The 13,392-nt window shown below is 36.6% G+C and carries 13 protein-coding genes and 1 pseudogene; 3 read left to right on the top strand and 11 right to left on the bottom strand.

Annotated features, from left to right (window positions below; all coding sequences use genetic code 11):
- Positions 1–25 precede the first annotated feature (25 nt).
- The 8 genes from AC056_RS07345 to AC056_RS07310 form a co-directional block, all read right to left on the bottom strand.
- The gene (locus tag AC056_RS07345; protein WP_077163176.1) at positions 26–1,672 is read right to left on the bottom strand and encodes an ArnT family glycosyltransferase; all 1,647 of its coding nucleotides are present in this window, start codon (positions 1,670–1,672) and stop codon (positions 26–28) included.
- A 9-nt stretch (positions 1,673–1,681) separates the two neighbouring features.
- On the bottom strand, positions 1,682–2,062 hold the full coding sequence (locus AC056_RS07340) for a GtrA family protein (RefSeq protein ID WP_019457304.1): 381 nt from the start codon (positions 2,060–2,062) through the stop codon (positions 1,682–1,684).
- A 1-nt stretch (position 2,063) separates the two neighbouring features.
- Entirely contained in the window at positions 2,064–3,044 is a 981-nt protein-coding gene (locus tag AC056_RS07335) for a glycosyltransferase family 2 protein (protein ID WP_077163175.1), read from the bottom strand.
- Positions 3,041–3,835 (bottom strand): ChbG/HpnK family deacetylase, encoded by a 795-nt coding sequence (locus AC056_RS07330; RefSeq protein WP_077163174.1) that lies wholly within the window; start codon positions 3,833–3,835, stop codon positions 3,041–3,043. The genes AC056_RS07335 and AC056_RS07330 overlap by 4 nt, the downstream gene beginning before the upstream one ends.
- 259 nt (positions 3,836–4,094) lie before the next feature.
- Positions 4,095–5,186 carry an ABC transporter permease gene (locus AC056_RS07325; RefSeq protein WP_077163173.1) on the bottom strand — a complete coding sequence of 364 codons (1,092 nt, stop codon included), beginning with the start codon at positions 5,184–5,186 and terminating at the stop codon, positions 4,095–4,097.
- Positions 5,183–6,313, bottom strand: coding sequence for an ABC transporter permease (locus AC056_RS07320; protein WP_139344631.1), 1,131 nt, complete (start codon positions 6,311–6,313; stop codon positions 5,183–5,185). The genes AC056_RS07325 and AC056_RS07320 overlap by 4 nt, the downstream gene beginning before the upstream one ends.
- Before the next feature lie 3 nt (positions 6,314–6,316).
- Positions 6,317–7,438, bottom strand: a complete 1,122-nt coding sequence (locus AC056_RS07315) for an HlyD family secretion protein (RefSeq protein ID WP_077163171.1) — start codon at positions 7,436–7,438, stop codon at positions 6,317–6,319.
- 13 nt (positions 7,439–7,451) lie between these two features.
- Entirely contained in the window at positions 7,452–8,939 is a 1,488-nt protein-coding gene (locus AC056_RS07310; RefSeq protein ID WP_039254602.1) for a TolC family protein, read from the bottom strand.
- Between the two features lie 376 nt (positions 8,940–9,315).
- Here AC056_RS07310 and serC point away from each other — a divergent pair, with 376 nt between their 5' ends.
- The gene (gene serC, locus AC056_RS07305; protein ID WP_077163170.1) at positions 9,316–10,395 is read left to right on the top strand and encodes a 3-phosphoserine/phosphohydroxythreonine transaminase; all 1,080 of its coding nucleotides are present in this window, start codon (positions 9,316–9,318) and stop codon (positions 10,393–10,395) included.
- Between the two features lie 57 nt (positions 10,396–10,452).
- Here serC and AC056_RS19570 read toward each other — a convergent pair whose 3' ends face one another.
- Both AC056_RS19570 and AC056_RS07300 read right to left on the bottom strand, forming a co-directional pair.
- Positions 10,453–10,599, bottom strand: coding sequence for a hypothetical protein (locus AC056_RS19570; RefSeq protein WP_019457296.1), 147 nt, complete (start codon positions 10,597–10,599; stop codon positions 10,453–10,455).
- A 33-nt stretch (positions 10,600–10,632) separates the two neighbouring features.
- Positions 10,633–11,574: a hypothetical protein gene (locus AC056_RS07300; protein ID WP_077163169.1), complete on the bottom strand. Its 942-nt coding sequence runs from the start codon at positions 11,572–11,574 to the stop codon at positions 10,633–10,635.
- A gap of 256 nt (positions 11,575–11,830) precedes the next feature.
- Between AC056_RS07300 and AC056_RS07295 the strand changes: the two genes are divergently transcribed.
- The gene (locus AC056_RS07295) at positions 11,831–12,316 is read left to right on the top strand and encodes a YaiI/YqxD family protein (RefSeq protein ID WP_077163168.1); all 486 of its coding nucleotides are present in this window, start codon (positions 11,831–11,833) and stop codon (positions 12,314–12,316) included.
- 10 nt (positions 12,317–12,326) lie between these two features.
- Complete coding sequence (locus tag AC056_RS07290) at positions 12,327–13,235, top strand: DMT family transporter (protein ID WP_019457293.1); 909 nt, start codon at positions 12,327–12,329, stop codon at positions 13,233–13,235.
- Between the two features lie 29 nt (positions 13,236–13,264).
- On the opposite strand, the pseudogene AC056_RS20030 reads toward AC056_RS07290, so the two are convergent.
- Positions 13,265–13,345: pseudogene (locus AC056_RS20030) on the bottom strand (PilZ domain-containing protein); the annotation flags it as partial.
- Positions 13,346–13,392: the final 47 nt, after the last annotated feature.

Below are 13,392 nucleotides of genomic sequence, written 5' to 3'. Positions count from 1 at the left end.
CTTCCTTTTTTTATGTCTAATCTATTTATTTTGCTGGATGGAAAATAAATACATCATAGTTTCGGTAGTGTAGAGTTTTCACAGAAGGATCTTTAATTGCAAAATTATTTGGCTGACTGACCACAATCAAATCTTGCTTTTGGGCTAAGGCATCTTTAAGTTGCTGCTCGCTCCATAAATACTTCTTACGTTCAGGCTCAAATAACAAACCATCCTTAATTTCTAAAGAGGCGCTATCAGAATGAACACTATCCCATTCATTTACAATGTAGACAGGCTGTTTAAGCTGTAAAAGGAAAGGCACATCATAGAAATAGTAATTATAGAAAACTATTTTTGTAGATGGGGTGAGGTACTCAGCAAAATCTGTTTGGCCCACATTATTTTTAGTATCTAAAATACGAACAGCAAAAGGAACCGAACTACATAGAACAATCAAACTCATAAAAATATAGTTTAGATAGCTCACTTTCTGCTTTTTATATAAGCCAACTAGAAGCAGTGGGAGCACAATTAACAGTGTGCCAATGGTGTAAATGAATACCGCTTCGTGTTGGAAAAAAGGCTGATTCGCACGCAGAAAATGTGGGGTAGCCACAATGCCTATTCCAAGAATCATAATAAATACAGGAGTACCCCATACCTGTAATTTGGTTTTATAACTGTTTTCAAGAACTTTGTTAATCACAAGTGCCAAGAAAATAGTAAGGGGCGGGACAGCAGGTAAAATATAGCCCGCTAGTTTAGAAGGTGGAATGGAGAAGAAAACCGTGACAGAAATAAACCACCATACAAGCAAGGCAAATACACCAGATTGCTTATGATCTTTAAAGACGGTCTTAATAGACTCAAATCTACTCGCAAAAACCCAAGGTAAAGAACCAAAAAATAAAATAAGCAGATAGAAACACCATGGTTGCTTATTATTAAATTCTTTTGAACTAAATCGACTAAATTGTTGGTCAATAAAGAAATAATGTAAAAAATGAGGATATTTACTTTGTACTGCGTATAACCATGGACTAACGATAAGTAAGAATAGCAATATCCCTAATGGATTAAGAAGCGAAGGTATTTTCTTCCACTGTTTTGTGTAGAGTAACCAAGGTAATAAAATCATGCCTGGAATGAGAACACCAATAAGTCCTTTACTGAGAAAGGCTGCTGCGCCTGCAACATAACCTAAAAATAAGATAGATTTACATGCAGAAATAGTGAAATCAGCAAAGCATAAAACGCTTAATGTAATCCCGGATGCTACTAATAAGTCATGGTTAATGTATTGACTACTACCAAAAAAAAGTAGGTTAGTCGCTAAAATAATAACCGTGAGTTGCGCTACACGCTCTGAAATATGTTTTTTTACAAACCAGAATAGACCAACTAAGGTGAGTGTAGCGGCCAAAACAGGTACTAAGCGTAACACCCATACATGCACCCCAAAAATTTCCATAAAAATAGAACTTAACCAATGGAGCAATGGAGGTTTATGCATAAATGGTAAACTATCGATTCGTGGAGTTAACCAATCTCCAGATTCGACCATCGCTCGGCTAATATCTCCGTAGCGGCCTTCATCGGGTACTGACAAAGGTCTTATCCAAGAAAGAACAAGTAACCAGCATGGTAAAAAAAATAATAAAAATTTCGAATTACGAAGCCATTGCTGCATACACAATCCTTAATGTTGAAATGCAAAAAAACGGTTAAGCAAAAAAGTCACGACAGAAGTCAGAACAATTGCAATACACACTAAGGTTGAAACAGGAATGTCAAAATAAAGATTTGAAAGTAAAAGAAAACTTTCATTAAATAAAAAACCTAAGCCTGCAACTAATGTGAATTTTGGTAAAGTCTGACGATGAGCAAGATGCTGTGCTTTAAAAGTAAAAATGCGATGCCCGAAATAGCTCACCCAATAGGCAACTAAAAATGCAAGTAAATTGGCATATTGCAGCTCGACATGCTTCTTAAACAGAAGCATGGCTACACTATAGTGGGTGAGCGCTGCTGCGGCACCAGTAGTGGCAAACCGCGTGAGCTGAAAAATATGAGCAAACATGTTAGAAACTTGAGAATGTATTTTCAGGCTTTGTGATGGATTTTTCTTGTTTAATATGAGAATGTTCGGATGCAACAATATACTTTGGTCTATTTTTTACTTCCGCATAAATTCGACCTACATATTCACCAACAATACCAAGGAACAACAACTGTATACCACCTAGTAATGTCATGCCTGCTACAAGTGTTGCCCAACCTGGAACAGAAACACCCTCAATCAATGTTTTAAGGATAATCCATGTTCCGTAACTCATAGCACCTAAAGCTAAGATTGCACCTAAATAAATACAAATGCGTAAAGGTAAATCTGAAAAACCAGTTAGACCTGACATGGCTAAATTAAAGAGAGCTTTTACATCAAAACTGGAACGACCATGCTGACGTTCTTGCTCAGAAAAATTAACGCCTATACTTTTGAATCCAACCCAAGCATAGAGACCTTTCATATAGCGGTTTTTTTCTGGCAATTGTTTAATTGCTTCAACAACTTTTGCATCTAGTAGGCGGAAGTCGCCCGCGCTTTCAGGGATATCGATCGGAGAACTTAAGTTTAATACACGGTAATAACCTTGGGTTAAAACACGTTTAAGCCAAGATTCAGTAGTACGATTGCGAATACCGTACACCATGTCATAACCATTTTTCCAAAGGTTAATCATGGTTGGAATTGCTTCAAATGGATGTTGAAAATCAGCATCAATGAGTAGCGTCACTTCACCTGTTACGTGATCTAAGCCAGCACTTAGCGCTGCCTCTTTACCAAAGTTGCGTGAAAGTTCAAGCACAACTAATGGGTAATCATCAATCATTGTTTGTAGAATAGGAATCGTGTCGTCTTTACTCCCATCATCTACCACAATAATTTCATAGCTAAGATTTTGCTGTTTTAGACTATTTGCTAAAGCAGGAATAAAAGTTTTTAAATTTTCTGCTTCGTTATAGGCTGGAACAACGCAGGATAAAAATGGTTTTGTGTTCATTGCATTGCCCCTAGTCTAGTGAGCTGGATACCATATTGCTGACAATCAAGTTGAAATTGATCCGAACTGAAATATTCATATTCTTGTATTCGGGCATGTTGAATCGGATCTTGATCATTTGATTCTGCAAGCGCTGGATGGCACATAATCAGTAAGTGGTCTTTTGCATGCGCAAGCCAATACTGGTTCAGTTCGCCATAGTCAGTTTGCTTAAAATCATAGATGCCAGCAAATTGGTCATTTTGATTAAAATGATATGTTTGACATGCTTTTGCTAAAGAATTAGAGCCGAGTGCAGAGAGCACGCGAGTTTTAAAACGATAGTGAGGTAAATCTATCGGGTGCTGTAAATTTCGAATCCAACCCGTAAATTTTTTCTCTTTTAACAATTGCAGCAAAATATCGCGTATGAATGGAAATTGATGAATATGCTGATGTCCATCAATAAAATCTGGGTGCTTTCCCATGGCTGAAACAAATAAGTCCCATTGTTCTTCAATACATTGGGTAATTAATTCACGATTCAGACTTGAAGACCATGCACGTAAAATAAGCATGGGTAAGGAAAAAACAGTATTACCTGAAGCGAAAGCATGGGTAAGATTTAAATGTAAACCGATATCAACTTGGTCACTAAAAGGTTTTAATTTGGCAGCAGCAGTTTCCCATAGTTCAGATTGGGTCATACATGAGGTTGCTTGAAGTGTACCTTGTTCAATTAATTGAATAATTGCGTCAGATATTTCCGCATTCATTGCAAAGTCATCTGCGCAATAACACACCTTTGCCATATTCAAGTTCCATAATGGGTCAGAGTAGCAGAGATACCCTGAAAAGCTGCTGAAAAACTAAACAGCTTTACTATGAACAAATATCCTTAATTTCAACTTAAAGTTTTCTTAAGGTTTCATGACAATTGATACAAACTAATGCTTTGAATTTATTTATTTTTTTATAAATTTTTGGTCAATTATTTAAGAAATAAGATTTAACTATAAGATTTTATAGTAAATAAAAATATAATTTATATACATTCATGAACCTTTAAATTTACTTAGAATTTTTTAAACGTGAATGGGCAATAATTAAAAAAATGATTCCAATTGTTGCAAGAAAAATTAATTTAGGTATCACAACATTTAAAGGAACACCCATTTGATTAAGCTGTACAAACATTTGTACACCGTGTGTAGAAGGTAAGCACCAAGCAAACCATTGTAACCATTCAGGCATGGCATGGTGGGGCCATGCGGTACCAGTTAATAAGAAAAGCGGAACTGAACTAAATACAATAATATGTCCAGCACGTTCAGGCATGTCTAAAAGTGAGCCAATCAACATGCCTAATCCAATCACACAACTAATAAAAATCGGAACCGCGACGAGTAAACCAATAAAATTTCCACCGTGTGGATAGTCGTTGAACCACAAGGTAAAACCAAAAAGATAAAAACTACCTAAACAACCAATAGTAAATAGGCTGGCAAAAATTCCAGCAAAGCGGATGGAGGTAATTTTTTCATGCTGTTCGCGGTAGCTTGCAATCAGCATGGCTAAGCCTAATACAATCGTTTGATGAATAATGAGTGTTGCAACTGCTGGAAAAATATAGCTTCCATAACCTGAAAGAGGGTTAAATAAAGGAACCTGATGAATAGAAAGGGCTGGTTGGAAATGAGTACGCTCTCCAAATTTTTCAACATATTCTTTTAATGTGGCCTCAATAGAAGTAGCAAGACCTAGCCCAATTTCTTTAGTTTTTAAAAAGTTGGTTGTACTTAAGTATAAGCCAATTCCACCAGTTTCTCCGCGGCGTAGGCTCTGTGTTAAGTTGTTGGGTAAAAGCAAAATACCATCTGCTTTTTGTTCACGTACCATTTGTTCGGCTTCGAGAAAATTAGCAGTGACTTCAACAATTTTTACGTTCGGGCTATTGCTTGTTTGTCCAATAATTTGAGAGCTTAAAAGACTTTGTTCTTCGTCAACAATGACGATTGGAATTGATTCAGCACGTTCAGCTTTATAGGCAGTTGGATAAAAAAAGCTATAAAGAATGACTGATAAAATCAGTGTCGTGAAAACTGAACTATTACTAACAATATCTTTAAATGTTTGGACATAAGCTTTTAAGAATTCTTTCATTGCGCAGCTCCCCGAACTAGTTTTTTAAGTAGCAAGGAACTCAAAATGAAATAAATAAGACAGTAGCCAATCAGTATTAAAAAGGGCGTCATTGAAATAAAAAGTGGACTTCCAATGACCCACTGTTCGGTCTGGAGCTTTGCATAAGGTGTATAAGGAATAATTAAAGACCAAAATTTAGTGAAAATTGGTGCATTATTTAAAGGCAGGGTCACACCAGCAAAACTTAAAGAAGAACCACCGTATACAGCAATAAAACCAAAAGTTTTACTTAAATTTTTGGTGGCAAGAATGACAGTACTACTAATAAGTGCATAAGAAAAATAAAGCAAAAACTGGGCAACTAATAAAAAGCTGAGAGAGCCAGCGACAAACCAACCGCGAATCTCAACTAACCAAAACATCCATAACCAAGTCCAGAGACAAAAAATAAAGCTATAAAGTAAATTTTTCGCCAGTAAGCCGCGAATAAAATTTTCACGATTAACCCACTGGTTTAATGAGCCACGTTTAAGTTCTTGTCCAATAGCAAAAGCCACACAACAACAGAGTAATAGATGCAAAACAGCAGGAACCATGAAAGGTTCTAAATAAAATTCATAGCTCATACTTGGGTTATAGAGGGTTGAAATTTTGACGTGTGCTGTAGGAATATCTAAATAGGGGATATTATTTGCTAAATAACTCTGGCCTGCGTAGTCTGCTAAAGCATTGAGTGTACTGACTAACATGGCAGAGGAAATCGTATTTCCTACGCTAAAAAAAGATTGGTTAAATGCAATGCTAATTTGAGCGTCTTGAGCTTTTACAAAACGTTTTTCAGCGCCGTCAGGAATAAAAACATAGCCCCAAATTTTGGTTTCATTGAGGAGTTTTTCAGCTTCGGTCGAGCTTGCAGTAATTGTTTTAACATCTACCGTATGATTTAACGAAAGATACTTTTCAATATTGCGGCTCAGCTCACTTTGGTCCTGATCAATAATTGCGATAGGTAAATGTTCAGCCTTACCTGCATAAAACATGCTGCTAAACAAAAAAATGATAAAAGCAGGGATGAGTGTCACCATACACAAATCCCATTTATTGCGTTTTAGATAGTTTAGTTCACGTAATATACTGGCAAACATGTTTTATTTTTCTTCTTTAATTTTAAATAGAACACTCATGCCAACCTTTAAGTCTTTGACAGGACGCTCAGGCACTAGATGCAATTTAAAGCTACGAATATCATAACCACCAGTCTGACGAGTGGTTTTAATCGTGGCAAATTCACCTTCAGCATCAATATTTTTTACTTTAAACATTACGATTTGATTCAGCGCAGGAATGAATCCTTCTAGCGTTTTGTTTTTATAAACAGAAGCGTACTGATTTTCACCGACATTTAAACTCACCCACAAATCATCATCTTCTAAAATGCTGACAACCGGCACACCTATTGCAACCAGTTCAGAAGGTTTCCCATAAGTTTTTGAAACTGTACCTGAAATAGGAGCGAGTAAGCGGGTTTCTGCTTCAAGTGCTTGGGCTTCACTGACAGCTGCTTTTGCAATATCCACTTGAGCATCTGCTGTAGATTTCTGCTGACTGGTACTTCCGCGCTTTGCTCGCGCATATTGTTGATAAGCTGCCTCACTTAACTCTTGAGCAGAGGTTTGGGCTGCAAACATCTCATCTCGTCTTTGACGGGAAATAACACCTTGTCTATATAAATTTTCTCCACGCTGATAAGTGGTTTTTGCAAGATTTGCTTGAGCTTTCATACTCTGCCAGTTGGCATACAGAGTATCAATATTTTCTTGTTGCGAACCTCGATCCACAGTCGACTGAAGTGCTAAAGCTGATTGTAAGGTTGCTAGGGCTTGTTGCTTTTTGGCTTCTATTTCTGGACTGACTAAACGAACTAGAGGTTGTCCTTTAGAAACTTTTTGACCTTCTTGTACATAAATTTCTTCAATACGACTTGGAACTTTAGTGCTCACGTGAATCGTTTCAGCCTCAACTCTGCCTTGTAATTCAATAGGCTTTGGTTGATAACTTTTCCACAAACCGAAAATGATCAAACCTAACAAAGCAATAATGACCACACCAATTATTAGTTTAATTTTTGAATTTTTAGGTGGTTGAGGATTACTTTTATTCGATTTTACTTCTTGAGTATTGTCAGTTTGAATATTTTGTTGATCTTGACCTGTATGCTCTGTATCCGTAACAGGTGAATCTTGCTGAGAAGAAGATGATTCTTGATTCATTTTATGCCCCCTATTAGCGGATATAGTCAGTATGTGGTTGAGTCACATAAGCTTTAAACTGGTCCATAGAACCATGGCTTTGCAATAAGGTTGCAAGTGACATGACATACTTGTATGCATTTAAAGCCATTTCTGTTTTTAAAGCACTTAATGCATTTTGTGCATCAATAACTTGTGTGGCTGTTCCCATACCTTCACGGAATGAAAGCTCCTGAATACGTAAGTTTTCTTGAGCTGCACTAATATTTCTTTGCAATAACGTGTGACTTTGCTGTGCTGAATTGAGCTCGTTATATGATTTATTCAATAATCCTTCAATTTCTTGTTTAGTTCGCTCAGTTAATAGTTCTGAGGCATAACGTTTTAACTCGGCTGCGTGAATATTCTTATTTTTATCTACACCTGAAAACAAGTTGTACTTTGCCATCACACCTACAATCCAGTTTTCCTTTTCATCTAGTGCATATTCGCCAAAAGCAAATAGACTTGGTTTCTTTGCCGCTTGCTGAGCTTGAATATTTGCATTAGCCAATTGAGTATCTAACTGCATTTTTTGCACAAGACTCGATTTTTGAGCGTAACTACTTAGCAGTGCTTCTAAAGATTGGCTACGAACTGTATTTACAAAAAGAGGAGTACTTAAATCAGCATTACTTTGCTGATGAAGAAGATTGTTTAAACTGAATTGACTGGCATTCAGATTTGCTTGTGCGTTTTGTAAAGCTCGCTCTGCATTGTTACGAGCAACTTCAAATTGCATGCGTTGACCTTTACTAATAAAACCTTGCTGTTCGAGCTTTAACGCATTGCTATAATGTTTCTGCATTGCATTAAAGTTAAATAAGCTACTCGCGACCAGTTGCTGTTGTAATTGCACATTGAAATAACTTTGTACGACTTCAAACCGCTGGATATCTTGTTGTTGCTGGCTTGAAAGCTCTGAGCGCTGAGCCTGAATGTTGGCTATCTTTTTTGCACTGCTGGTTAAGCCCCCTGTATAAAGTGGCATCACAACTGAAATAGACGGGCGTACGACCTGATCTTCTAAAGTCAAATTAGCGTAGTTAGGAAAGCGATTTATGCCATCATGGATGATTTGGTTTGAACCTTCCTGAATTTGTCCCAAAACATCGGATGGAATGACATTGTTCCACTGGGACAATTTGTCATTTAGCCCTTGGCTTAAATCATTCTCAAGCTTTTGTTTGAAACTACCAAGTGGTACGTCTGTTTCACTGTGAAATGCATATGCTCTTACGTTTAAATCAACTCTAGGTAACCCTAGGCCTTTGACTGCTTCAGCTTCTAATTGAGAAGCTTGTTGCAATGCTTGGTTGGCTTGGGTGCTATATGAGCTTTTTAAAGCTTGTTGTTCAGCTTCGGCATAACTTAAGCTTTGTGCATAAATAGGCGTTGCAATAAATATTCCCAATACCAAAGCAAGATAATTGGGTTTAAAGAGAAAAGGGCGTATTGACTGTCGATACTGATGTGTTGGCATTTTATATAACAATTTTTGATCATCCCTTATAGTTTAAATTTCTTGTTATTAAATTCAATTATCATATTGTTTATTATACAATTGTATAAAAGCACAAAATGATTTTGAGTTTATTTTACTTGATGCAAAATCATACAGCATACTTTATATATTTATCACAGTATGGGAAACTCCATTCACAAGTCAAGTTGAACTTTATTTAATAAAACTTATAAAAAAATAAGTGAAAGCAAAGAAATAAATAAAATAGTTATTGAAAAAATAAACCTAAATACGCCCTAGCATTGAAATATTTACTAGAGAAGCTGCTGCAACCTTAAGCAATCTGTGGTTAAATGCCTTTTTTTATTGTGTTTCACTTTACAAGGGAAAAATCATGCGCGCGTACAATTTCTGTGCTGGTCCTGCTGCATTACCTACTGCCGTTTTAGAAAAAGCTCAACAAGAATTGTTGGATTGGCAAGGTAAAGGTCTATCCATCATGGAAATGAGTCACCGTAGTGCTGACTATGTTGCTGTGGCTGAAAAAGCTGAAGCTGACTTGCGTAAGCTTATGAATATTCCTGAAAACTATAAAGTGCTATTTTTACAAGGTGGTGCGTCATTACAATTTTCAGCAATTCCTTTAAATCTGCTTGGTAAAAATAACAAAGCAGATTATATCCATACAGGAATTTGGTCTGAAAAAGCGTTAAAAGAAGCAAAACGCTATGGCGATATTAATGCTGTCGAAGCAGGCATTAAAGTAGATGGTAAGTTCGCAATTTCTGATCAAAGCGAATGGAACTTATCTGATAATGCTGCTTATGTTCACTATGCAGATAATGAAACAATTGGTGGTTTACAGTTTGCAGGTATTCCTGATGTTAAAGCACCACTTGTTTGTGACTATTCATCAAGTATTTTATCTGCTCCATTAGATGTGACCAAGTTCGGTTTAATCTATGCTGGTGCACAAAAAAATATTGGTCCTGCTGGTTTAACAATCGTTATTGTTCGTGATGATTTACTTGACCAAGCTAAACCAGAAATTCCAAGCATTTTAAAATATGGTGATCAAGCGAAAAATGGTTCTATGGTAAATACACCATCGACTTATGCTTGGTACTTGTCTGGTTTAGTATTCGAATGGTTACTAGAGCAGGGTGGGGTAGACGCTATTCATAAAGTTAACCTTGAAAAAGCTCAGTTACTTTATGGTTATATCGATTCAAGCGATTTTTATAATAACCCGATTGCCATTCCAAATCGTTCAATTATGAATGTACCATTTACTTTGGCAGATGAAGCTCTAGAAAAGCAATTCTTGAAAGAAGCTGAAGAAAATCATTTATTGAACTTGGCCGGTCACCGCTCAGTTGGTGGTATGCGTGCAAGTATTTATAACGCAGTGCCATTAGAAGGCGTTCAAGCGCTTATTCGCTTTATGAATGATTTTGCTAAACGTAATGGTTAAGTAAATCAAATAAAAAAGCCCTCGAAAAGAGGGCTTTTTTATTGTGTAATTTATTCATTAAAAAGGAACAAAACCAAATTGATGAATCATCATCGCGGCTAAAAACATACCTAAAACAAAAAAGCAAAACGCACCAGTATCGACCCTTATACGTGGGTTACTAGTTTGAATGAGGCTGGTGGTTTGTTCAGGTATAATCTTCATTCAATAGCCTAATTTTTAAAATATTAGTGAAATTCAATTAGTTTCACTATTTTTAGCATAAATATTCGCCTGAATCCAGATATTACCGCGAATATATTCACCAATATTAAAGTTTTTGTACAAATCATTTTGGGTCGCAATGCGCACTAATATGGCAGGAAGATCATCTTCTAAAACTAAAGTGACATCATAAAGAGTATATTCTGCTCCCATAAATGACATTGAAGTTTTACCTACAATATTACCTTGAAACCAAGCTTCGTCTTCTTGACCAAGATTTTCTCCATATAAATATGCAACCATTTTAGAAAAATCGACCGTTACAGGTTCATGATCTTCCTCGGTTTTTGGTTGCCATTCATTAATGAGCTCTTGTAGGTTTTCAGGTGCAACTCCATTATGTTCAGTCAAAATTGCATTTAACGCACGGTGGTGTTTAATAGAGGCTGGGTCATCTACAACAATCGTTTCACCAGCAGGGACTGGTTCTAACTCATAAGCCCATGCATTAAATTGAACTTGATAAGTTTGGGTTTTGTCATATTGACAACGATTAACACTAAATAAATTATCAAATGCATAAACAGTCGTATTTTTATTTAATCTTAAACTTAATACTGCCTGAGTTGCTGAGTCACAAGTAATGATGCGCTCAATTTTTGCATTATATTGATAAGGACTTTCAAAACTAGGAAATGCTGTTTTTAGTGCGCGCGGTTTTTGATTTTCAACCGCAATAATTTGGTTAATGCTGACATTCTGTCCTTGAGGACCCTGAATCAGCCAAAAAGATTGATCCATCTCATCTTCATGCTGACATAAGCCCATTGGCATTACAGGTGCATCAAGCGCCAGTCCAAGCCATTTTGGTACATCTGTCTCTGGATGGGAGGTTAATAGATTCCAATGCTCGCCATGACTACCAAAATTTTGGTCGTTTACCGTAATAACTTCTGGACTGTTTTGATTTTTCATAAGTACGATTGATGTTGGGTTTATCTCACTTGTTATATTAAATCGAGGGTAATTGCTATTTTTCAAGTCAACATGTGTAAATTCTCTTGTAAAAGCACATATTTAGTTATCAAAAATCCTTCCAATCGATAAATCACTCGCTTTTAAGAGTGAATATGCTCGATTGTTAAGGTATTGTTAAAATTAAATTTAGAAAATAAGTTTTATATTTAGCGCTATTCTCGAGTGAAATGCATCTGTTAGACTTATATTTTTAGTGGAAATAGAGAATAACGTGCTGCCATTCAAGCTGTGGGTAGACGCAGATGCATTACCTAAAATTTTGCGTGAAGTCATTTTACGAGCTTCAGATCGTTATCAGTTAGAAGTGATTTTTGTAGCCAATCAAAATGTCGGAATTACCCCATCGGTACGTATTAAATCAATACAGGTTTTAAGTGGAGCCGATCAGGCCGATCAGGAAATTGTAGACCGCATGTCTGAAAATGACATTGTCATTACACAGGATATTCCGCTTGCTGCTCAAGTTATTGAAAAGGGTGGTATTGCGATTCATCCACGGGGTGAGATTTATACCACTGCAAATGTTAAGGCTCGTTTGCACTTACGTGATTTTATGGACACGCTGCGCGGCGCTGGTGTACAAACAGGAGGCCCACCTCCAATTTCAGAACGTGATAAGCGTGAGTTCTCGAGTTCACTCGACCAAACGATTTTAAAGCAAAAACGTAAAACTGCTTAGTGAGCCTCTTATGCCATCCCAAACCAACTTGGCTTCAACGTATGTGTTGCTTGTATTTATTTGGGCAACGACGCCTTTAGCCATTGTATGGAGCGTGTCTGACTTACATGTTATGTGGGCTTTGCTGTTACGTTTTTATATAGCATTACCTCTTTCGGTTATCGTGTTATTGGTTTTAAAAACAGCTTTTCCGATTCATAAACAAGCTCTCCATAGTTATTTTGCAGGTTCTTTTAGTTTAATTGGCTCTCAAATTTTTACCTATGCTGCAACTCAGTATTTAAGTTCAGGCATGATTGCTCTCATGTTCGGTCTTGCACCTATTATGGCTGGTTTAATTGGTCGTTTCGGGTTTGGTCAGCATCTTTATAAACTACAGTGGCTTGGTATGGCGATTGCTGTTTGTGGCCTAGCAATCATTTGCTTAAATGGATCTGGTCAGCACGTGCATCCATTTGGCATTGTTTTAATGTTGATTAGTGTTTTCGTTTATTCATTTTCTATTTTTTGGGTAAAAAAAGTGAATGCCAAAATTCAACCTATGGCTCAGGCAACAGGCTCAATTTTGGTATCTTCACTTTTGGCGAGCTGCCTAATTCCATTTATTTGGCAATATGCACCGACCCATTTACCGCAAGCTAAATCTCTATTTGCTTTAATTTATACAGTGCTTATGGCCTCGCTTGTGGCTATGTTCTGTTATTTCAAACTTGTACAAAATATAAAGGCAACCACTTTATCGCTTACCACCGTTATTACACCTATGCTAGCTATGGTAATTGGTGCTGTTTTAAATCATGAGCACCTTTCGATGATGGTTTTTGTGGGAGCATTTATTATCTTGTTTGGTCTATTCCTTTATTTCTATAAAGACATTCAGGCAAACCGTAATTTTGCTCAACATATTAAATCTAAATAGCAGAAGATGAGGGTAATTTGTTGAGCTTATTCATTAAATTGTTCTAATTCGTAGCTAAATGCATGATCAAATTGATCTCATATCTTAAGTAGTAGAAAATAGCGCAGCAATATAATATTAGGATTGTTAAGGATAGGTCAGAACTTACTGATTTTTA

Source organism: Acinetobacter genomosp. 33YU (assembly GCF_001990725.1).
In the GTDB taxonomy this organism is placed as follows: domain Bacteria; phylum Pseudomonadota; class Gammaproteobacteria; order Pseudomonadales; family Moraxellaceae; genus Acinetobacter; species Acinetobacter seifertii.
This window is presented reverse-complemented; position numbering and strand designations above follow the sequence as displayed.

Excerpts from the sequence above, each read along its gene's own strand:
- AC056_RS07345 (WP_077163176.1), bottom strand. The coding sequence starts at position 1,672 with ATGCAGCAATGGCTTCGTAATTCGAAATTTTTATTATTTTTTTTACCA.
- AC056_RS07310 (WP_039254602.1), bottom strand. The coding sequence starts at position 8,939 with ATGCCAACACATCAGTATCGACAGTCAATACGCCCTTTTCTCTTTAAA.
- AC056_RS07320 (WP_139344631.1), bottom strand. The coding sequence starts at position 6,313 with ATGTTTGCCAGTATATTACGTGAACTAAACTATCTAAAACGCAATAAA.
- AC056_RS19570 (WP_019457296.1), bottom strand. The coding sequence starts at position 10,599 with ATGAAGATTATACCTGAACAAACCACCAGCCTCATTCAAACTAGTAAC.
- AC056_RS07335 (WP_077163175.1), bottom strand. The coding sequence starts at position 3,044 with ATGAACACAAAACCATTTTTATCCTGCGTTGTTCCAGCCTATAACGAA.
- serC (WP_077163170.1), top strand. The coding sequence starts at position 9,316 with ATGCGCGCGTACAATTTCTGTGCTGGTCCTGCTGCATTACCTACTGCC.
- AC056_RS07325 (WP_077163173.1), bottom strand. The coding sequence starts at position 5,186 with ATGAAAGAATTCTTAAAAGCTTATGTCCAAACATTTAAAGATATTGTT.
- AC056_RS07330 (WP_077163174.1), bottom strand. The coding sequence starts at position 3,835 with ATGGCAAAGGTGTGTTATTGCGCAGATGACTTTGCAATGAATGCGGAA.
- AC056_RS07290 (WP_019457293.1), top strand. The coding sequence starts at position 12,327 with ATGCCATCCCAAACCAACTTGGCTTCAACGTATGTGTTGCTTGTATTT.
- AC056_RS07300 (WP_077163169.1), bottom strand. The coding sequence starts at position 11,574 with ATGAAAAATCAAAACAGTCCAGAAGTTATTACGGTAAACGACCAAAAT.
- AC056_RS07340 (WP_019457304.1), bottom strand. The coding sequence starts at position 2,062 with ATGTTTGCTCATATTTTTCAGCTCACGCGGTTTGCCACTACTGGTGCC.
- AC056_RS07315 (WP_077163171.1), bottom strand. The coding sequence starts at position 7,438 with ATGAATCAAGAATCATCTTCTTCTCAGCAAGATTCACCTGTTACGGAT.